Source organism: Kitasatospora sp. NE20-6, from assembly GCF_045862635.1.
The window spans coordinates 1-18,672 of sequence record NZ_BPRL01000038.1; the positions used below are offsets into that span (position 1 = coordinate 1).

General features: G+C 72.4%; 15 protein-coding genes. 3 read left to right on the forward strand and 12 right to left on the reverse strand.

Going from position 1 to position 18,672, the window contains the following annotated elements; genetic code table 11:
* Positions 1–129 precede the first annotated feature (129 nt).
* Positions 130–528, reverse strand: coding sequence for a superoxide dismutase, Ni (sodN, locus tag SNE206_RS24290; protein WP_405011627.1), 399 nt, complete (start codon positions 526–528; stop codon positions 130–132).
* A gap of 180 nt (positions 529–708) precedes the next feature.
* On the opposite strand from sodN, the gene sodX reads away from it, so the two are divergent.
* Positions 709–1,146 (forward strand): nickel-type superoxide dismutase maturation protease, encoded by a 438-nt coding sequence (gene sodX / locus SNE206_RS24295; RefSeq protein WP_407915618.1) that lies wholly within the window; start codon positions 709–711, stop codon positions 1,144–1,146.
* Between the two features lie 59 nt (positions 1,147–1,205).
* On the opposite strand, the gene SNE206_RS24300 is transcribed toward sodX, so the two are convergent.
* The 5 genes from SNE206_RS24300 to SNE206_RS24320 all read right to left on the reverse strand — a co-directional run bounded on the left by SNE206_RS24300 (position 1,206) and on the right by SNE206_RS24320 (position 6,003).
* Positions 1,206–1,802 carry a CGNR zinc finger domain-containing protein gene (locus tag SNE206_RS24300; RefSeq protein ID WP_407915619.1) on the reverse strand — a complete coding sequence of 199 codons (597 nt, stop codon included), beginning with the start codon at positions 1,800–1,802 and terminating at the stop codon, positions 1,206–1,208.
* Positions 1,803–2,013: 211 nt separating this feature from the next.
* The gene (locus SNE206_RS24305) at positions 2,014–2,802 is read right to left on the reverse strand and encodes an amino acid ABC transporter ATP-binding protein (RefSeq protein ID WP_407915620.1); all 789 of its coding nucleotides are present in this window, start codon (positions 2,800–2,802) and stop codon (positions 2,014–2,016) included.
* On the reverse strand, positions 2,799–3,692 hold the full coding sequence (locus SNE206_RS24310) for an amino acid ABC transporter permease (RefSeq protein WP_407915621.1): 894 nt from the start codon (positions 3,690–3,692) through the stop codon (positions 2,799–2,801). Before SNE206_RS24310 ends, SNE206_RS24305 begins: the two co-directional genes overlap by 4 nt.
* An 80-nt stretch (positions 3,693–3,772) precedes the next feature.
* Complete coding sequence (locus SNE206_RS24315; RefSeq protein ID WP_407915622.1) at positions 3,773–4,678, reverse strand: ABC transporter substrate-binding protein; 906 nt, start codon at positions 4,676–4,678, stop codon at positions 3,773–3,775.
* 401 nt (positions 4,679–5,079) lie between these two features.
* Positions 5,080–6,003, reverse strand: coding sequence for an ABC transporter substrate-binding protein (locus SNE206_RS24320; protein ID WP_407915623.1), 924 nt, complete (start codon positions 6,001–6,003; stop codon positions 5,080–5,082).
* Positions 6,004–6,694: 691 nt separating this feature from the next.
* Between SNE206_RS24320 and SNE206_RS24325 the strand changes: the two genes are divergently transcribed.
* A complete protein-coding gene (locus SNE206_RS24325) occupies positions 6,695–7,891 on the forward strand; it encodes an NADP-dependent malic enzyme (RefSeq protein ID WP_407915624.1) in 1,197 nt (398 codons plus the stop codon).
* A gap of 131 nt (positions 7,892–8,022) precedes the next feature.
* A complete protein-coding gene (locus SNE206_RS24330; protein WP_407915625.1) occupies positions 8,023–8,985 on the forward strand; it encodes a zinc-binding dehydrogenase in 963 nt (320 codons plus the stop codon).
* 101 nt (positions 8,986–9,086) lie between these two features.
* Here the strand turns inward: SNE206_RS24330 and SNE206_RS24335 are convergent, their stop codons facing one another.
* From SNE206_RS24335 to SNE206_RS24360, 6 genes are all read right to left on the reverse strand, one after another.
* The gene (locus tag SNE206_RS24335) at positions 9,087–10,145 is read right to left on the reverse strand and encodes a PadR family transcriptional regulator (RefSeq protein WP_407915626.1); all 1,059 of its coding nucleotides are present in this window, start codon (positions 10,143–10,145) and stop codon (positions 9,087–9,089) included.
* 3 nt (positions 10,146–10,148) lie between these two features.
* Complete coding sequence (locus tag SNE206_RS24340) at positions 10,149–11,069, reverse strand: DUF4097 family beta strand repeat-containing protein (RefSeq protein WP_407915627.1); 921 nt, start codon at positions 11,067–11,069, stop codon at positions 10,149–10,151.
* A 144-nt stretch (positions 11,070–11,213) separates the two neighbouring features.
* Positions 11,214–11,393: a DUF6104 family protein gene (locus SNE206_RS24345; protein WP_266293877.1), complete on the reverse strand. Its 180-nt coding sequence runs from the start codon at positions 11,391–11,393 to the stop codon at positions 11,214–11,216.
* A 51-nt stretch (positions 11,394–11,444) separates the two neighbouring features.
* The gene (locus SNE206_RS24350; RefSeq protein ID WP_407915628.1) at positions 11,445–13,277 is read right to left on the reverse strand and encodes a serine/threonine-protein kinase; all 1,833 of its coding nucleotides are present in this window, start codon (positions 13,275–13,277) and stop codon (positions 11,445–11,447) included.
* Between the two features lie 161 nt (positions 13,278–13,438).
* Positions 13,439–17,170 carry a multifunctional oxoglutarate decarboxylase/oxoglutarate dehydrogenase thiamine pyrophosphate-binding subunit/dihydrolipoyllysine-residue succinyltransferase subunit gene (locus SNE206_RS24355; protein WP_407915629.1) on the reverse strand — a complete coding sequence of 1,244 codons (3,732 nt, stop codon included), beginning with the start codon at positions 17,168–17,170 and terminating at the stop codon, positions 13,439–13,441.
* Positions 17,171–17,446: 276 nt separating this feature from the next.
* Positions 17,447–18,586, reverse strand: a complete 1,140-nt coding sequence (locus tag SNE206_RS24360; protein ID WP_407915630.1) for an ATP-binding protein — start codon at positions 18,584–18,586, stop codon at positions 17,447–17,449.
* Between the last annotated feature and the right edge of the window lie 86 nt (positions 18,587–18,672).

Genomic DNA, 18,672 nt, shown 5'->3' on the forward strand with positions numbered 1-18,672 from the left:
GGGGGGGGGGGGGGGCGGGCGGCCGGGGGGGGGGGGGGCGGGGGGGGGGGGGGGGGGGGGCTGGGGGGGGTAACGGCGAGGGCCCGGTCGCGGCGTGCGCCGCGACCGGGCCCTCGTGCTGATGCGGGATCAGGCAGCCTTCTTGGTCTCCCAGAAGATGCGGTCGATCTCGGCGATCAGGTCGAGCAGGGCCTGGCCGGTGGCCGGGTCCGTGGAGGCCTTGGCGGCCGAGGCAGCCTTGCCCGCCTTGTTGAAGAGGTCGTGCAGCTGCGGGTAGGCCTCGAAGTGCGGGGCCTTGAAGTAGTCCGTGTGCAGCACGGAGAGGTGGTGCTTGACCAGCTCGGCGCGCTCCTCCTTGATGACGATGGCGCGCGCACGGAAGTGCGGGTCCTCGTTGGCCTGGTACTTCTCCTGAGTGGCCTTCACCGACTCGGCCTCGATACGGGCCTGAGCCGGGTCGTACACACCGCAGGGCAGGTCGCAGTGGGCGTGCACGGTGGCTCGCGGAGCAAACAGACGAGAGAACATGGAAGTCCTTCCTTAGATCGTCTTCCCGCGAGCGAGATTACCCCGACGGCCGCTACGTTTCGCGGTCGGCCCGGTGGCCTAGGGCGAAAGACGGAGGCCCAATCGGTGGATTTCGGACGGGCGCGGGTGGGGCCCCGTGGGGGAGACTGGACGGCGACGCCGGCAGGCAGGGGAGAGCGGATGGCCGAGAAGACCGGGCCGGGCGGCCTGCTGCCCTTCGGGGTGGTCGACGTCGCGGGGCCCTCGATGCGCCCGACCCTGCGTGACGGCGACCGGGTGCTCGTCCGCTACGGCGCGCGGCTGCGGCCCGGCGCCGTGGCCGTCGTGCGGCACCCGCTGCGGCAGGACCTGCTGGTGGTGAAGCGGGCCGCCGGACGCCGCCGCGGCGGCTGGTGGCTGCTCTCCGACAACCCGCTGGTGACCACCGACAGCCGCGAGTTCGGGCCGGTGCCCGACGACCTCGTGCTCGGCCGGGTGCTGCTGCGGTTCGCGCCGCGCCCGGCCTGGCTGGCGCCGCCGCGCGGCCTGGAGCGGCTGCTGCACGGCGCGCTGCTCGCCCGGCTGCCGGGCCTGGCGGCCCGGCTCGGCGCCTTCCGCCCGCTCGACGCCGAGCTCTGAGCGGGCGGGCTTCGGGCGGGCGGGCTCCGGGCGGGGCCGGGCCGGGCGCCGCGGTCCCGTCAGCCCTGGGCGTGGGCGGCGAGCGCGGTGCGGGCCGCCTCCTCCCGCTTGCGGGCGCGGTACGCGGCGACGTTGGCGCGGGTGGCGCACCGGTCGGAGCAGTAGCGGCGCGAGCGGTTGGTGGAGGTGTCGAGGTAGGCGTTGCGGCAGGGCTGGGCCTGGCAGATGCCCAGCCGGTCGGCGCCGAGCTGGGTCAGGTGGATGGCCAGGCCCATGCAGGCCACCGCGGTGAAGTTGGCGGTGGCGGTGGCGGCGTTGTCCGCCAGGTGCAGGTGCCAGCGGGGCCGGCCGGCCTCGTCGAGGTAGTCGTGCCCGGAGACCAGCGGGCTGACCGGGTACTCGACCATGAGGCTGTTGAGCAGGTCGACGGCCCGGATCTCGTCGCTCTCGGCGGCGGCCTCGAAGACCCCGCGCAGCCGGGTGCGGACGGCCCGCAGCCGGGGGAGGTCCGACTCGTCGGCGAGGGCGGCCGCGCGCGAGGGGCTGCCGAACAGGGTGCGGACGGCGTCCACCGAGGTCAGCGCGTCCCGGCCGCGCTCCGGCTCCTCGGTGTTCACCAGCCGGACGGCGAAGTCGGCGTACGAGGCGAGCTCCACGGGTGGTCCTTCCAGGGCCGGTAACGGGCAAGCTGCCTTAAGGGTATTACCGACGGGCGGCCGCCGGTACCGGGTCGCCGGTTGCCCGCCCTGTTGCCCGTCCGGCTGCCCGTCCGGCGGGGTGCCGGGGGCCGGAAACGCCGCGGTCCCCGCCGGGGTGCGGCGGGGACCGTACGGCAGGCGTCCGGGCGGCCGGGTGGCCGCCGCCGGACTACAGCACGCGGGACAGGAACGCGCGGGTGCGCTCGTGCTGGGGGTTGGTGAGCACGTCGCGGGGGTGGCCGGACTCGACCACGACACCGCCGTCCATGAACACCAGCGCGTCGCCGACCTCGCGGGCGAAACCCATCTCGTGGGTGACGACGATCATCGTCATGCCGTCCTGGGCCAGCTGCCGCATGACGTCCAGGACGTCGCCGACGAGCTCCGGGTCGAGCGCCGAGGTGGGCTCGTCGAAGAGCATCAGCTTCGGCTCCATCGCCAGCGCGCGGGCGATGGCGACGCGCTGCTGCTGGCCGCCGGAGAGCTGCGAGGGGTAGTTGTCGGCCTTGTCGGCCAGGCCGACGCGCTCCAGCAGCTCGCGGGCCTTCTCCCTGGCCGCCGCCCGGTTGACGCCCTTGACCTGGATCGGCGCCTCGACGACGTTCTCCAGCGCCGTCATGTGCGGGAACAGGTTGAACCGCTGGAAGACCATGCCGATGTCGCGGCGCTTGAGCGCGACCTCGCTGTCCTTGAGCTCGTAGAGCTTGTCGCCCTTCTGGCGGTAGCCGACGAGCTCGCCGTCGACCCAGAGCCGGCCGGCGTTGATCTTCTCCAGGTGGTTGATGCACCGCAGGAAGGTCGACTTGCCGGAGCCGGACGGCCCGACGAGGCAGAACACCTCGCCGGTCCGGACCTCCAGGTCGATGCCCTTGAGCACCTCGACCAGGCCGAAGGACTTGCGGACGCCCTCGGACCGCACCAGGACCTGGCCGGAGGCGGGCTTTTCGAGATCGGTCATCGCGTCCGCCCAAACGAGAGGTTCTTCTTGATCTTCTGCAGCGGGGTCGGCGGCAGGCTCCGGCTGGAGCCCTTCGCGTAGTGCCGCTCCAGGTAGTACTGGCCGATGCTGAAGACCGTGGTGAGCACCAGGTACCAGAAGCAGGCGACGAAGAGCAGCTCCATCACCGCGAGGTTGCCGGTGTAGACGTCCTTGGCCTTGGTCAGCAGCTCGGGGTAGGTGACCACGTAGGCGAGCGACGAGGTCTTCAGCATGTTGATGAACTCGTTGCCCGACGGCGGCACGATCACCCGCATCGCCTGCGGCAGCACGATGCGGCGCATCGTCTTGGCGCGGGAGATGCCGAGCGCGTGCGCGGCCTCGGTCTGGCCCTCGTCGACGGACTGGATGCCCGCCCGGACGATCTCCGCCATGTAGGCGCCCTCGTTGATGCCGAGGCCGAGCAGGGCCGCCATGAACGGGGTGATGAGGTCGTTCGTGGAGACGCCGAACATGGTGGGGAAGATCAGCGCGAGGTTCCACCAGATCAGCAGCTGGACGAGCACCGGGGTGCCGCGGAACAGCCAGATGTAGCCCCAGGCGACCGTGGAGGTGACCGGGTTGTGGGAGAGCCGCATGACGGCGGCGACCACGCCGAGCAGCAGGCCGAGCGCCATCGCGCAGACGCTGATCAGCAGCGTGTTGCCGGCGCCCTGGAGCATGGACGAGGTGAAGAGGTAGTCGCCGGTGATCGACCAGTCGATCTTCGCGTTGGCGAAGGCGGCGATCAGCGCGGCGAGCAGGCCGACGACGACGACCGCGGAGACCCAGCGGCCGTAGTGGCGGACCGGAATGGCCTTGATCACGTGCTCGGCGGGCACCTGATCCGCACCGGTCGGGGTGTTACTCATGGTGGGGGGCCTCTCGGGCGGGCGGTGGGGACGAGGACGGGACCGGGCCCGCGGAAGGCCGCGGGCCCGGTCGCACGGGGTCAGGAACCGCCGTTGATCTTCGCCTCGGTGACCGCGCCGAGCTTGACGTCGTACTTCTCCAGGATCTTCGCGTACTCGCCGTTGGCGATCAGCGCGTCCACGCCCGCCTTGATCGCGTCGCGGAGCTGGGTGTCGTCCTTGGAGACGCCGATGCCGTACAGGCCCGGGTCGATCTGCTCGCCGACGACCTCGAAGTCCTTGCCGCCGCCGGAGGTCTGGGCGTTGTACGCGGCGACGGGGTAGTCGTTGAGGTCGGCCACGGCGGCGCCGGACTTCAGCTTGAGGAGGGCCTCGCCGTCGTGCTCGTAGCCCTGGATGGTGATCTCAGCCTTGCCGGCGGCCTTGCACTTCTCGGACTGCGCCTTGGCGGTGTCCTCGTTGACGGTCGCCTTCTGGAGGGCGACGGTCTGGCCGCAGAGGTCCTCCAGGGACTTGATGCCCTTGGGGTTGCCCTTCTGGACCAGGATCGAGGTGCCGGCGCTGAAGTAGTCGACGAAGTCGACGCCCTTGCCCTGACGCTCCTTGTTGTCGGTCATCGCCGACATGATCAGGTCGATGCGGCCCGTGCTGAGCGAGGTGATCAGGGTGTCGAAGCCGGCGTCCTGGATCTGGAACTTCACGCCGAGCTGCTTGCCGAGCGCCTCGGCCAGGTCCGGGTCGATGCCGGTGATCTTGTCGCCCTGCTTGTACTCCACCGGTGCGTAGGCCACCTCGGAGCCGACCTTGACGACACCGGCCTTCTGGATGTCGGCGGGCAGCTTGCTGTAGAGGGGGGCCGAGGAGCCGGCGGTGCTGCCACCGGTGGAACTGTCGCCGCTGCTGCCGCAGGCGGTGAGGAGCAGCGTTCCGGCCGCGAGGGCGGCACCAGCCGCGACGATGCGAGGGCGCAGGGTGCGAGCGGTCATGAGAAGGATCTCCTCCTGAGGAGAGACGGGCGGAACGCTCCGCCGGGGGGTGGCGGTCGACCGGTCCGCGCACCGGCACACCGTCGTGCCGCGTGGACCACCGGTCGGTCAGGTCTTCAGGTGTCGGGCTCGTGCCGTCGCCACCCTCCGCCGAGGTGAGCGCCAGCCGGATCGCCTCACCGGGGGAGTGTCTGTGAAGAGGCGTTTTTCGATCCGAGTTGGGTGGAATCCTGCCACTCGACGGGGGTGAAAGGACGCTGATTCAGATCAAAATCGGATAACAAGGGGCTTTGGTGTCCGCTATCCGGACGAATTCCGTGCCCCTGTCACCCTGTGTATAAGTATGCAGCCGAGCCTGGGGCGCCGGCCCGGAGGCCGGGCCCCTGCGTGACCGGACCGGATCAGAAGCCGCCGTTCACGACCGCGTTCTGCACGGCACCGGCCGAAACCTCCCACTTCTCCAGCACCGCCTCGTACTCACCGTTACGGATCATCTGGTTGAGGGCCTTCGCCATGACGTCCCGCAGCTCGGTGTCCCCCTTGGCGACCGCGATGCCGTACGGGGACGGCTGCAGCTGGGGGCCCGCCACGGCGAACTTCGTCCCGTTCGGGCCGCCCTTGGAGGCGACGTAGGCGGCCACCGGGAAGTCGTTGAGGTCGGCGTCCGCACGGCCGGCCGCCAGCTCGGCGAGCGCCTGGCTGTCGTTGTCGAAGAGCTTCACGGTGAGCGGCTTGCGCACCCGGCTGCAGGCGCCGACCTGCCGCTCGACGATCGCGGCCTGCGTCGTGCCGCGCTGCAGCGCCACGGTGTGGCCGCACAGGTCGTCCAGCTTGTTGATCTTCTTCGGGTTGCCCTCGGCGACCAGGATCGACGTGCCGGCGATGAAGTAGTCGACGAAGTCGACCCCGGGGTCGGTCTGGACGCCCTTGTCGTCCGTGCCCTCCCGGCGCTGGCGGTTGTCCGTCATCGCCGACATCGCGATGTCGAACTCCTTCGCCTGGAGGCCCGGGATCAGCTTGTCGAACGCCGTGTCCGTGAACTCCACCTTCACGCCCAGCACCTTGCCCATGGCCAGCGCGATGTCCGGGTCGATGCCCGTCGCGGTGCCGTCGGCGCCCTTGAACTCCACCGGCGCGTAGTTCAGGTCGGACGCGATCTTCAGGACCCCCGCCTGCTGGATCCGCGCGGGCAGCTTGCTGTGCAGGTCGTCGGCGCTGCTCTTGCCGGATCCGGCGCTGCTGCACCCGGTCAGCACCAGGGAGCCGGCGGCGAGTGCCGCGCCGACCGTCAGTACGCGGGCGGATATGGGCGCGTTGGCGTGCATGCGGGGGTCCTCCTGTGGGAGCGGTGGTGCCGGCGCGGGTCGGCGCCTGGGGCGGGCCGGGGCGTCCGCCGAAGAGACGCCCCTGTCCGGATGCCGGTGCGGGAAATGTGATCCTGCCATCCCGCCCTGCTGCCGGAGGTCGCGGGTATGTCAGAATCTGGTATCGGGTGACCCCCGACGAACGAACGCAGGCCGCCGGCTCCCCTGCCCACAATCGGGCAGAGCGGATTTCGGGGTGCGCAGGACCGGAAGTCGACGACGCCGACTCCGTAGCCGAGGCACCAGCTCCCCTTCTGGCCTGCATTCACTCCTGCGGGTGCGTGCGCCGCCTCGCAGCCGCTCCGTCCGCGACGGCCCGGCCCCCGTGGCCCGGCGCCCGTCACGTGCGGCAGCGCGGTGAACGGCGCGCGACGAGGACACAAAGGCACAGGTGCGGTGCCTTCGTCCGATCTAGGCTCAAGCGGTGCGTGTCGCCGTACGTATCCGTGCGGGTACGCCTGGACACGACCGGAAGCACAGCGCAGAACACCCCAAAACCCTCATTCGAGGGCGCCGTCCGACGGCGCCCCGACCCCCGGACCCCGGGTGTGCCGTACGGCGCACCCGGCATCGCCGTCCTCACGGCGGGGTCCGCGGGGCCGAACCACCGTCGGCCCGTGCGCGCTCGCTGATCATTGACGAAGAGGTCACTGTGGCAGCGGAGATCATCCACCCCAACACCCAGGACACCGACGATCCGGTCGATGCCGTCTTCGCGCTCCACCGGGGCGGAAAGATGGAGGTCCGGGCCACCGTCCCGGTCCGCGACGCGGACGACCTGTCCCTCGCCTACACCCCCGGTGTCGCCCGGGTCTGCACCGCCATCGCCGAGCAGCCCGACCTGGTGAACGACTACACCTGGAAGGCCAACACCGTCGCCGTCGTCACCGACGGCACCGCGGTGCTCGGCCTCGGCGACATCGGCCCCGAGGCGTCGCTGCCCGTCATGGAGGGCAAGGCGATCCTCTTCAAGCAGTTCGGCGGCGTCGACGCCGTGCCGATCGCGCTCGCCTGCACCGACGTCGACGAGATCGTCGAGACGGTCGTCCGGCTCGCGCCGTCCTTCGGCGGCGTCAACCTGGAGGACATCTCCGCCCCGCGCTGCTTCGAGATCGAGCGCCGCCTGCAGGACGCGCTGGACATCCCGATCTTCCACGACGACCAGCACGGCACCGCCATCGTCACCACCGCCGCCCTCCGCAACGCGGCCAAGGTGACCGGCCGCGAGGTCCACAGCCTGCGCGCCGTCATCTCCGGCGCCGGGGCGGCCGGCATCGCCATCGCCAAGATGCTCGTCGCCGCCGGCATCGGCGACGTCGCCGTCTGCGACCGCCGCGGCGTGGTGCACGAGGGCCGCGGCGACCTCACGGACGTCAAGGCCGAGATCGCCGCGCTCACCAACCACAGCGGACTCAAGGGCACGCTCGCCGACGCCCTCGCCGGCGCCGACGTCTTCATCGGCGTCTCCGGCGGCACCGTGCCCGAGGAGGTCGTCGCCACCATGGCGCCGGGCTGCTTCGTCTTCGCGATGGCCAACCCCACCCCGGAGATCCACCCGGAGGTCGCCCACAAGTACGCCGCGGTGGTCGCCACCGGACGCAGCGACTTCCCGAACCAGATCAACAACGTGCTGGCCTTCCCCGGCATCTTCGCCGGGGCGCTGCAGGTCCGGGCCACCCGGATCACCGAGGGCATGAAGCTCGCCGCCGCCACGGCCCTCGCCGCCGTCGTCGCCGACGAGCTGACCCCGCAGAAGGTCATCCCGTCGCCGTTCGACGAGCGGGTCGCACCGGCCGTCACCAAGGCGGTCGCCGAGGCCGCCCGCGCCGAGGGCGTCGCCCGCCGCTGACGCACCGGCGGGCGCCCGCCGCCCGCCGCGTCCGCCCGGCCGTACCAGAGCCGGCCGGGGCACCGACACGCAACGAGGGTCACACCGACGCGTGGTACCGGGCCCCGGTCGGCGCGGCTATCGTCCGGGGCATGTTTGCTGCCTACGCCGCCCGCACCGACGCCGACGACCCGCTGAGCGCCCTGGAGCTGGGCGACCTCCCGGAGCCCGAGGCGCGCGAGGGCTGGAGCATCGTCACCGTCCGGGCCGCCACCCTCAACCACCACGACCTGTGGTCGCTGCGCGGCGTCGGCCTGCCCGCCGAGCGCCTCCCGATGATCCTCGGCTGCGACGCCGCCGGCATCGACGAGCACGGCAACGAGGTCGTCCTGCACTCCGTCGTCGGCCAGAGCGGCCACGGTGTCGGCGCCGCTGAGCCCCGCTCCATCCTCACCGAGCGCTACCAGGGCACCTTCGCGGCCAAGGTCGCCGTCCCCACCTGGAACCTGCTGCCCAAGCCCGCCGAACTCACCTTCGAGCAGGCCGCCTGCCTGCCGACCGCCTGGCTGACCGCCTACCGCATGCTCTTCACCAACGCCGGGGTCAGGCCCGGCGACACCGTGCTCGTCCAGGGCGCCGGAGGCGGCGTCTCGACCGCGCTGGTCGTCCTCGCCAAGGCCGCCGGGCTGCGCGTCTGGGTCACCGGCCGCGACGAGGTCAAGCGCGCCCGGGCCGTCGACCTCGGCGCCGACGCCGCCTTCGAGAGCGGCGCCCGGCTGCCCGAGCGGGTCGACGCCGTGATGGAGACCGTCGGCGCCGCCACCTGGTCGCACTCGGTGAAGTCGCTGCGGCCCGGCGGCACGATCGTGATCTCCGGTGCGACCTCCGGGCCCAGCCCGAAGGCCGCCGAGCTCAACCGGATCTTCTTCCTGGAGCTCCGCGTGGTCGGCTCGACCATGGGCACCAAGGAGGAGCTGGCCGGGCTGCTCGCCCTCTGCGCCAACTCCGGCGTACGGCCGGTCATCGACTCGGTGCTGCCGCTGGCCGACGCCCGGGACGGCTTCGCACGGCTGGCCAAGGGCGACGTCTTCGGCAAGATCGTGCTGACGCCCTGACGCCCTGACGCCCTGACGCCCTGGCGCCCCGACACCGGGTCGGCACGGCAAGGCCCGCCGCCGCCACCGGCGACGGCGGGTCCGGCCCGTGCAGGCGCCCGTCAGCCGAGCAGCCGCCGCAGCCGCTCCTCGGCGGAGACGAGCACCGCACGGGCGTCGTCCAGCCGGCCGGCCGTCACGCCGCCGTCGCGCGCGGCGTCGCGGACCTGGTCGCGGAACCGGTCGAGCAGCCGCTCCAGCTCGCGCGCCGGGTCGCCGACGGCGTCGGTGCGGGCCCAGGCCGGCACCTCGGCGGGCGCTGCGGGCCGTTCGGCCGCGCCGGCGTCCTGACCGGTGCCCGGGTCGGTGTCCTTGTCGAGGTCGATCCGGGTCACCCGGACGTCCTCGGCGGAGCCGGGCTGTCCCCAGCGGGCGGCGTCGGCCAGTCCGCCGAGACTGCGGGTCAGCTCGGCCAGGCCCTCCGTCAGGCCGGTCGACCAGTCGCCGCGCGCCGCGTGCTCGCGGACCTGCTCCTCGACGCGCCGCTTGATCCGCAGCGCCTCCTGCTGGGTGGCGCTGCGTGCCGCCTTCGACTGGGCGCGGAGCCGGCGGGCCTCCTCCTCGGCGGCCTTCGCCTGGGCCTTGGCGGCCCGCTCCTGCTCCTTGGCGCGCCTGGCCTGCTCCTTGGCCTGGGTGCGGAAGCGCTCGTACTCCTCCTTGGCGCGCTGCCAGGACTCCCGGTCGCCCCAGGGGCCCGCCCACGGGTCGCCGCCGCCGGGGGCGGCCTCCGGGCGGGGGGCCTGCCGGGCGGCGCCCCACAGCTCCTCGCGGAGGTCCTTGGCGGTGTCCCGGACGTCCTCGCGGATGGCCCCGGCGAGCTGGGCGACCGAGTCGCGGATCTCCACCTCCAGCTCGGCGAGCTCGCCCTGGCGGGCCGCCAGCTCGGAGCGCCCGGCGTCGGTGAGCCGGTAGACCTTGCGGCCGCCCTCGGTGCTGTGGGCGACCAGGCCCTCCTTCTCCAGCTTGGCGAGCCGCGGGTAGACGGTGCCGGCGGAGGGCGCGTACAGCCCCTCGAAGCGCTCCTCCAGGAGGCGGATCACCTCGTAGCCGTGCCGTGGGCTCTCGTCGAGCAGCTTGAGCAGGTAGAGGCGGAGCCGGCCGTGGCCGAAGACGGGGGTCATCGCTCAGGCCTCCTTGGTGAGGTCGGGGCCGGCGGTGTCCGGCGCGGCGGTGTCGGCGGTGGGGGCGAGCTCCCTGACGGGAGCGTCGTCGTCGGTGTCGGGGCGGCGGAGCACGGTGATCGGCCCGGAGACGGTGGTGACCTGCAGCCGGCCGCTGCCGCTGCCGAGCTGGCCGGAGAGCCGCTTGGCGCCCCAGCTGCCGGCCACGGTGAGCTCGGTGAAGGTGGAGCTGACGTCGCCGGTGGTGGTGCCGGCCTCGACCTTGGCGTCCGCCAACGAGGGCAGTCGCACGGCGACCGGGCCGCTGACGGTGGTCACGGCGATGTCGGTGGGCGTCTGCACGTCGAGGTCGAGGGTGACCGCCCCGCTGACGGTCTTGGCCTGCACCTTGTCGGCGGTGCCGGCGACGACGGTGAGCTGCCCGGAGACGGTGTGCACCCGCAGCTCGCCGGAGACGGACTGCGCGTCGACGTCGCCGGAGACGGTGTTGGCATGGATGCGTCCGGAGAGGCCGACGAGGGTGGTGGCGCCGCTGGCGCCGTGCACGGTGACCGGGCCGGTGAGGCCGGAGACGGTGGTCTCGGCCGAGGCGGAGCCGGAGCGGACCTCGGTGCCGGCGGGCACGGCGAGGGAGACCGAGGCACTGCGCCGGCGGCGCAGGGAGCCGAGGAACGCCTTGACGGTCTGCACGGACTTCACGGCCTCGCCGAGCTCCGCCCAGCTGAGGTCCTTGTAGGCCACGGTGAGGACGCCGTCGTCGAGGGTGACGAGCAGCGGCTCGCCCTCCAGGTCGGTGACCTCCAGGCGGGCCGGGCCGTCGGCGGCGACGACGTTGACGGCGCCGCCCATGATCCGCACGTGCAGTGCGGTGACCGGCTCGTCGATGGTGATCTTCTCAGGTCCCTCGACCGTCCACTGGCTCATGACTGTTCCCCGTCCTCCCGATCGCGATGTATCGCGTTCACTCCTCAACACGATATGTCGCGTATCGCGGAAGTCAAGGGCCGGAGACCGCGAGGGCCCGGAAGCAGGGGTTGCTTCCGGGCCCGTCTCGGGGTGGTCTCGGGGTCAGTCCTCGTCCTCGTCGTCGAGCCTGGCCAGCCAGGTGGCCAGCCGCTCGACGGGGACCTCGAAGTCCGGGTTGAGGTCGACGAACTCGCGCAGGCGCTCGGCCAGCCACTCGAAGGTGACCTCCTCGTCGCCGCGCCGGCTCGCCAGCTCCTCGATGCCTCGGTCGGTGAAGTACACGGTGCGCTCCGGTCCGGTGGGGTGTGACCCGGTCAGAATAGTCCCGGCAGGTCAGGCGTCGTTGCGGTAGTAGGTGAGCGACACCCTGGCCGCCCCGCTGGCCCGGCCCTGCTCCACCACCTTCGCGATCACCACGTCGCCGCTCTCCCGGTTGCGCACGCAGAACAGCCGGCCGGCCGGCAGGTCGTCGTACTTCAGCTCGGTCAGCGGCTGCTGCTCGATGCCGCCGGTGCACGCGGCCGGGGTGAGCTGCGGCTGCTTGTCGAAGTAGACGTCCGAACCGCTCGACCAGGTGAAGTGGCCGTAGGTCGGCTCCAGCGCCCAGGCCGGAGACGTCGAGGAGGAGACGACCTTGCCGTTCGCCAGGTCGAAGACGTACGTGTAGTCCGGGCTCGCCAGTTCGCGGTCGCGGTACAGCTCGGTGTACGTGCCGCCGGGCGCCGCCGTGGCGGAGCCGCCCGCCCCGGCCGATTCCCGGGACGCCGCCGGAGTCTTGTCCGTCCCCGCCCCCGTCCCCGTGCCGCCGCCGGGCGCGGTGCCCTGCGCGGCCGGGTGCCGCTGCCCCGCGGTGCCGCCCTCCGTGTCGCCGCTCGTCAGCAGGACGCCGGCGAGCGTGCCGGCGGCCGCGGTCGCCGCCGCGATGCCGAGCACCGTCCGCCACGAGACCCCGCCCCGCCGGACCGGCGCCGGGCCGGGGTGGGCCGCGGGCCGCGGCGCCGTGGCGGCGAAGCCCGGGTGCTGGTGCTGCTGGTGCTGGTACGGAGTCGCCTGCCCCGGCGGTACGGGCGGGGCCGGTGCGCCCGCGGGGGCCTGCGGCGGCCCGAAGGCCCCGAGCGGCGGTGCCACCCCGGGCGGCGGTGCGACCGTGCCGGCCGGTGGTCCGGCCGGCGGCGGGGGAGCGGCGGGCGAGGGCGCGCCGGCCGGTAGGGTCGGCGGCCCCGCGGGCGGTGCCGGCAGCGGGGTGGGCGGGGTCCGCGGCAGGTCGGCGCGCCGGGTGATCTCCGTGCCGACGGGTGCGGGCAGCCAGTCGTCGGAGAAGCGGAGCTGACCGCCGACCCCGGGGTGGCTGCGGGCGGCCTCGATGAGCTCGGCCGGGGCCGGCCGGTCCTCGGGCCGCTTGGCGAGGCAGCGCTCCAGCAGTCCGCGCAGGTCGGCCGGCACGTTCCCGAGGTCCGGCGGCTCGTGGACCACGCGGTAGAGCACGGCCGTCTCCGGGCCCTCGCCGAACGGCGGTGTGCCGCCGACCGCGTACGCGGCCAGTGCGCCGAGCGCGAAGACGTCGGTGGCGGGGGTGACCGGCCGCCCCTGGGCCTGCTCGGGCGACATGAAGGCGGGCGAGCCGATCCGGAAGCCGGTGCCGGTGAGCGCGGTGGCGTCGGCGGCCCGGGCGATGCCGAAGTCGATCACCCGCGGGCCGTCCGCGGCGACCAGCACGTTGGCCGGCTTGAGGTCGCGGTGCACCACCTGCACGCTGTGGATCGCCTGCAGGGCCTCGGCGATGCCGCCGATCAGCAGCAGCACCGTGCGGACGGGCAGGGCCCCGTGCTCGCGGATCACCTGCTGCAGCGAGGGGCCGGGCACGTAGGCGGTGACGAGCCACGGCGCGTCCGCGTCGGCGCCCGAGTCGATCACCTGGGCGGTGTACAGGCCGTGGATGCGCTGTGCGCTCGCCACCTCCTGGGCGAACCGCCGCCGGAACTCCCCGTCCTCGGCGAACTCCGGGCGCACCACCTTGAGCGCCACCGGCCGCCCGCCCGGCGTGTACGACAGGTACACCCGCCCCATGCCGCCGGCGCCCAGGCGGGCGAACAGCCGGTAGCCGCCGACCTCCCGGGGGTCGTCCGGGTGGAGCGGCTGGAAGACGGACGGCAGATCGGCGGGCATGGCGGCGGCTCCCCCACGGTGCGACAGGACGGTCACACCGTAGCGACCTGACGGACCGGCAGACCGGCGGGGTGTCGCCGCACGCGCCGAGGCCCGGCCCCGCGGGAGCGGGACCGGGCCTCGTGACGGTGCGTCGGCGACGCCGTGTCAGCGGTGCCGCGTCAGAGCGAGAACACCTCGTCGACGAGGCCCTGCTGCTCGGCGGCGTGCCGCTTGGCCGAGCCGACCGCGGGGGCCGAGGAGGCCGTCCGGGCGACACGGCGCAGGCGCGCGCCGTTGGCGTTGCGGCCGATGACGACCTGCAGGTGGTCGACCAGGTTCATGGCGATGAACGGCCATGCGCCCTGGTTGGCAGGCTCCTCCTGCGCCCAGATGAACTGGACGTTGTCGCCGAAGCGGCCCAGCTCCTCCTGCAGCTCGGAGATCGGCAGCGGGTAGAGCCGCTCGACCCGGACGATGGCGGTGTCGGTGACACCGCGCTCGGCACGGGCCGACTCCAGGTCGTAGTAGAACTTGCCGGAGGTGATGACGACCTTGCGCACCTGCGCCGGGTCCACCGTGCTGTCGCCGATGACCGGGCGGAACGCCCCGGACGTGAACTCGGCGGCGGCGGACGCGGCGGCCTTCAGACGCAGCATCGACTTCGGGGTGAAGACGATGAGCGGCTTGTGGTGCGGGTTGTGCGCCTGCCAGCGCAGCAGGTGGAAGTAGTTCGACGGCGAGGTGGGCATCGCGACCGTCATGTTGTTCTGCGCGCACAGCTGCAGGAAGCGCTCCGGGCGGGCGGACGAGTGGTCCGGGCCCTGGCCCTCGAAGCCGTGCGGCAGCAGCAGGGTGACGCCGGAGTGCTGGCCCCACTTCTGCTCGGCGGAGGCGATGTACTCGTCGACCATGGTCTGCGCGCCGTTGACGAAGTCGCCGAACTGCGCCTCCCACATGACCAGCGCGTTCGGGCGGGTCAGCGAGTAGCCGTACTCGAAGCCCATCGCCGCGTACTCGGACAGCAGGCTGTCGTACACGGTGAAGCGGGCCTGGTCCTCCGTCAGGTACAGCAGCGGGGTGTAGTCCTCGCCGGTGTTGCGGTCGATGAGGACGGCGTGGCGCTGGCCGAAGGTGCCGCGGCGGCTGTCCTGGCCGGCGAGGCGGACGGGGTGGCCCTCCATCAGCAGCGAGCCGATGGCGAGCGCCTCGCCGGTGGCCCAGTCGATGGTGTTGTCCTCGATCGAGGCGGCGCGGCGCTGCAGCTGCGGCAGCAGGCGCGGGTGCACGGTCAGCCAGTCCGGCAGGTTGACCTGCGAGGCGGCGATCCGCTTGACCATCTCCTCGGAGATGCCGGTCTGGATGCTCACCGGGAAGTCCGCGACGGGCTTGCCGTTGGCGGCGGCCGCCGGGGCGCCCGCGGCTTCGCGGACCTCGGCGAAGACCTTCTCCAGCTGGCCCTGGAAGTCCTGGAGCGCCTGCTCCGCCTCTTCCATGGTGATGTCGCCGCGACCGATCAGGCCCTCGGTGTACAGCTTGCGCACCGAGCGCTTCTTGTCGATCAGGTCGTACATCAGCGGCTGGGTGAACGACGGGTTGTCGGCCTCGTTGTGACCGCGGCGGCGGTAGCAGATGAGGTCGATGACGACGTCCTTGTGGAACTCCTGCCGGAACTCGAAGGCGAGCCGCGCGATGCGGACCACGGCCTCCGGGTCGTCGCCGTTCACGTGGAAGATCGGCGCCTCGATCATGCGCGCGACGTCGGTGCAGTACATCGACGAGCGCGAGGACGCCGGGGCGGCGGTGAAGCCGACCTGGTTGTTCACCACGATGTGCACGGTGCCGCCGGTGCGGTAGCCGCGCAGCTGCGACATGTTCAGGGTCTCCGCGACGACGCCCTGGCCGGCGAAGGCCGCGTCGCCGTGCACCTGGATCGGCAGCACCGGGAAGGTCGTGCCGCCCTGGTCGAGGATGTCCTGCTTGGCGCGGGCGATGCCCTCGACGACCGGGTCGACCGTCTCCAGGTGGGACGGGTTGGCGGCGAGCGACACCTTGATGGTCTCGCCGTCGAGGCCGGTGAAGGTGCCCTCGGAGCCCAGGTGGTACTTGACATCGCCGGAGCCGTGCATCGACTTCGGGTCGAGGTTGCCCTCGAACTCGCCGAAGATCTTGCCGTACGGCTTGCCGACGATGTTGGCCAGCACGTTCAGGCGGCCGCGGTGGGCCATGCCGATGACGGCCTCGTCGATGCGGTGCTCGGCGGCGGCGTCGATCGTGGCGTCCAGCAGCGGGATGAGCGACTCGCCGCCCTCCAGCGAGAAACGCTTCTGCCCGACGTACTTGGTCTGCAGGAACGTCTCGAAGGCCTCGGCGGAGTTCAGCCGGCGCAGGATGCGCAGCTGCTCCTCGCGCTCGGGCTTCGTGTACGGCTTCTCCAGGCGCTCCTGCAGCCACTTGCGCTGCTTCGGGTCCTGGATGTGCATGTACTCGATGCCGACGGTGCGGCAGTACGTGTTGCGCAGCAGGCCGAGGATGTCGCGGAGCTTCATCATCTTGTTGCCGCCGAAGCCGCCGACCGCGAACTCGCGCTCCAGGTCCCACAGGGTGAGGCCGTGCTGCACGACGTCCAGGTCGGGGTGCTTGCGCTGCTTGTACTCCAGCGGGTCGGTGTCGGCCATGAGGTGGCCGCGCACGCGGTACGCGTGGATGAGCTCCATGACGCGCGCGGTCTTGTTGACCTCGTCGTCGTGGGTGGCGGCGACGTCCGTCGCCCAGCGCACCGGCTCGTAGGGGATGCGCAGCGACTCGAAGACCTCGTCGTAGAAGCCGTGCTCGCCCAGCAGGAGCTGGTGGATCGTGCGCAGGAACTCGCCGGAGGCCGCGCCCTGGATGACCCGGTGGTCGTAGGTCGAGGTCAGCGTCATGATCTTCGAGACGCCGAGGCGGGCCAGCGTCTCGGGCGAGGAGCCCTGGAACTCGGCCGGGTACTCCATGGCGCCGACGCCGACGATGGTGCCCTGGTTCTGCATGAGGCGCGGCACGGAGTGCACGGTGCCGATGCCGCCGGGGTTGGTCAGCGAGACGGTGACGCCGGTGAAGTCGTCCATCGTCAGCTTGTTGGCGCGGGCCCGGCGGACGATGTCCTCGTAGGCCTGCCAGAAGCCGAAGAAGTCGAGCGTCTCGGCCTTCTTGATGGCCGCGACGACGAGCTGGCGGTCGCCGTTCGGCTTCACCAGGTCGATGGCGAGGCCGAGGTTCACGTGCGCGGGCTTGACCAGGTAGGCCTTGCCGTCCTCCACCTTGTAGCTGTGGTTCATGCCCGGGGAGGCCTTGATGGCCTGGACCAGGGCGTAACCGATCAGGTGGGTGAAGGACACCTTGCCGCCACGGGCGCGCTGCAGGTGGTTGTTGATGACGATGCGGTTGTCGATCAGCAGCTTGGCCGGGACGGCACGCACCGACGTCGCGGTCGGCACCTCCAGCGAGGCGTCCATGTTGGTCGCGACGGCCTTGGACGGGCCGCGCAACTGGACGAGCTCGGGGCCCTGCGCGGTCGGCGCGGGGGCGGCCGCGGGAGCGGCGGCCTTCGGCGCGGGCGGCGCTGCAGGGGCTGCGGCGAGTGGCGCAGGCGCCGGCTGGACCGGCGCGGCCGGTGCAGCGGGGGCGGGCGCCGCCTCGACGGCAGGAGCGGCAGGAGCAGCAACGGTGGTCGGCGCGGGGCCGACCTGGGTTGCGGCCTGGGTCACTGGAGTCACCTCGGTACCGGGCTTGTAGTCGGCGAAAAAGTCCCACCAGGCCCGGTCTACGGAACTCGGGTCCTGGAGGTACTGCTGGTAGATCTCGTCGACGAGCCACTCGTTGGGGCCGAAGCCAGTGGTACTTGCCGAGCTGGGGGTTTCAGGGTGTGGCGACATCGGGGCAACCGCCCTCTTCCGCTTCCTTTTTGGATGGTGGACAGCGGGGATTAAGGCTACGCCTCCGACCAGTGATCGCGCAGTCCTCCGAGGCCAGGCGTCGCCCAGATCACAGTGACCGGCCGATTTTGGGCCGATTGTGCGCGTTACAAAACCGCGCAGGCAGGGAACCTGACACCTTCGCTCACCGTCATTATCCCCTGAAAACCCGACAATACGGACTCCGGGGCCGGCCCCGAGCGGGACCGGCCCCGGTATGTACCGGTTGTGTGACAACTACACCGCTATGGGCTCACCCGGCAGCGAGACCTCGATCCGGCAGCCCGGCGCGGCCTCGGCCACCCGGATCTCGCCGCCGTGCAGGTCGACCGCCCAGCGGGCGATGGCCAGGCCCAGGCCGGTGCCGCCGTCGCTGCCCGGCCCCTGGGCCGTCGCGGTGCCGCTGCGGCCGAAGCGTTCGAACACCCGCTCGCGGTCCTGCACCGGGATGCCCGGCCCCTGGTCCTCGACCTGCAGCCGCAGCCCGCCGCGCCCCTCGCCGGGCCGGGCACGCACCGTCACGGTGCCGCCGGCCGGCGAGTGCTTGCAGGCGTTGTCGACGAGGTTGGCCACCACCTGGTGCAGGCGCTCCTCGTCGGCGACGGCCGTGAGGCCGGGCGGATCGACGTCCAGGCTCAGCTGCACGTCGCCGCGCCGCCCGTACGCGCCGCCGGCGGTGGCGCCGTCGACGGTGACCCCGCGCAGCACGCCGTCCAGGAACGGGCGCACCTCGAAGGGGCGGCTGTCGAGCGGGACGACCCCGCCGTCGAGCTTGGAGAGGTCCAGCAGGTGGGTGATCAGCCGCCCGAGCCGCTCGGTCTGCTCCAGCGCCGCGCCCAGCGTCTTCGGTTCGGGCTGGACGACGCCGTCGACGACGTTCTCCAGGACGGCCCGGAGGGCGGCGATGGGCGTGCGCAGCTCGTGCGAGACGTTGGCGATGAGCTCGCGCCGGTGCCGGTCGGCGGCCTCCAGGTCGGCGGCCATGCGGTTGAACGAGTCGGCGAGCTCGCCGATCTCGTCCCGGGAGGCGGTGTCGACCCGGGTGCTGTAGTCGCCGCGGGCCATGGCGCTCGCGGCGGCGGTCATCGCGCGCAGCGGGGCGGTCAGCCCGTGCGCGAGGAACTGCATGAAGAGCAGCGACGCGATCATCGAGAAGATCATGATGATCCGGATCTGCGTCTCGGAGCGGATCGCGACGACCACCATGCCGGTCGCCAGGAAGACGGACACGATCACCAGCAGGGCGAGCTTGCCCTTGATCGATCGCACCGGGTCGAACGGGCGCATGTCGGCCCACACCCGGCGGGCGGCCCGGCCGGCCAGGCCGGGGCGCGGACGCGCGGCGGCGTCCTTGTTGCGTTGCTGCGGAAAGGTCATGGTGTCCCTGGGTGTCGGTACCCCGCGGGACGAGAGCGTGGGCCCCCCGGCGGCCCAGCCCTCGGCGCGACGCCGTCGGAGAACAG

Bases quoted from the DNA above. Each gene is read 5' to 3' on its own strand.
- sodN (WP_405011627.1), bottom strand. From the start codon at position 528: ATGTTCTCTCGTCTGTTTGCTCCGCGAGCCACCGTGCACGCCCACTGC.
- sodX (WP_407915618.1), top strand. From the start codon at position 709: ATGGCCGAGAAGACCGGGCCGGGCGGCCTGCTGCCCTTCGGGGTGGTC.
- SNE206_RS24305 (WP_407915620.1), bottom strand. From the start codon at position 2,802: ATGACCGATCTCGAAAAGCCCGCCTCCGGCCAGGTCCTGGTGCGGTCC.
- SNE206_RS24310 (WP_407915621.1), bottom strand. From the start codon at position 3,692: ATGAGTAACACCCCGACCGGTGCGGATCAGGTGCCCGCCGAGCACGTG.
- SNE206_RS24315 (WP_407915622.1), bottom strand. From the start codon at position 4,678: ATGACCGCTCGCACCCTGCGCCCTCGCATCGTCGCGGCTGGTGCCGCC.
- SNE206_RS24320 (WP_407915623.1), bottom strand. From the start codon at position 6,003: ATGCACGCCAACGCGCCCATATCCGCCCGCGTACTGACGGTCGGCGCG.
- SNE206_RS24330 (WP_407915625.1), top strand. From the start codon at position 8,023: ATGTTTGCTGCCTACGCCGCCCGCACCGACGCCGACGACCCGCTGAGC.
- SNE206_RS24335 (WP_407915626.1), bottom strand. From the start codon at position 10,145: ATGACCCCCGTCTTCGGCCACGGCCGGCTCCGCCTCTACCTGCTCAAG.
- SNE206_RS24340 (WP_407915627.1), bottom strand. From the start codon at position 11,069: ATGAGCCAGTGGACGGTCGAGGGACCTGAGAAGATCACCATCGACGAG.
- SNE206_RS24350 (WP_407915628.1), bottom strand. From the start codon at position 13,277: ATGCCCGCCGATCTGCCGTCCGTCTTCCAGCCGCTCCACCCGGACGAC.
- SNE206_RS24355 (WP_407915629.1), bottom strand. From the start codon at position 17,170: ATGTCGCCACACCCTGAAACCCCCAGCTCGGCAAGTACCACTGGCTTC.
- SNE206_RS24360 (WP_407915630.1), bottom strand. From the start codon at position 18,586: ATGACCTTTCCGCAGCAACGCAACAAGGACGCCGCCGCGCGTCCGCGC.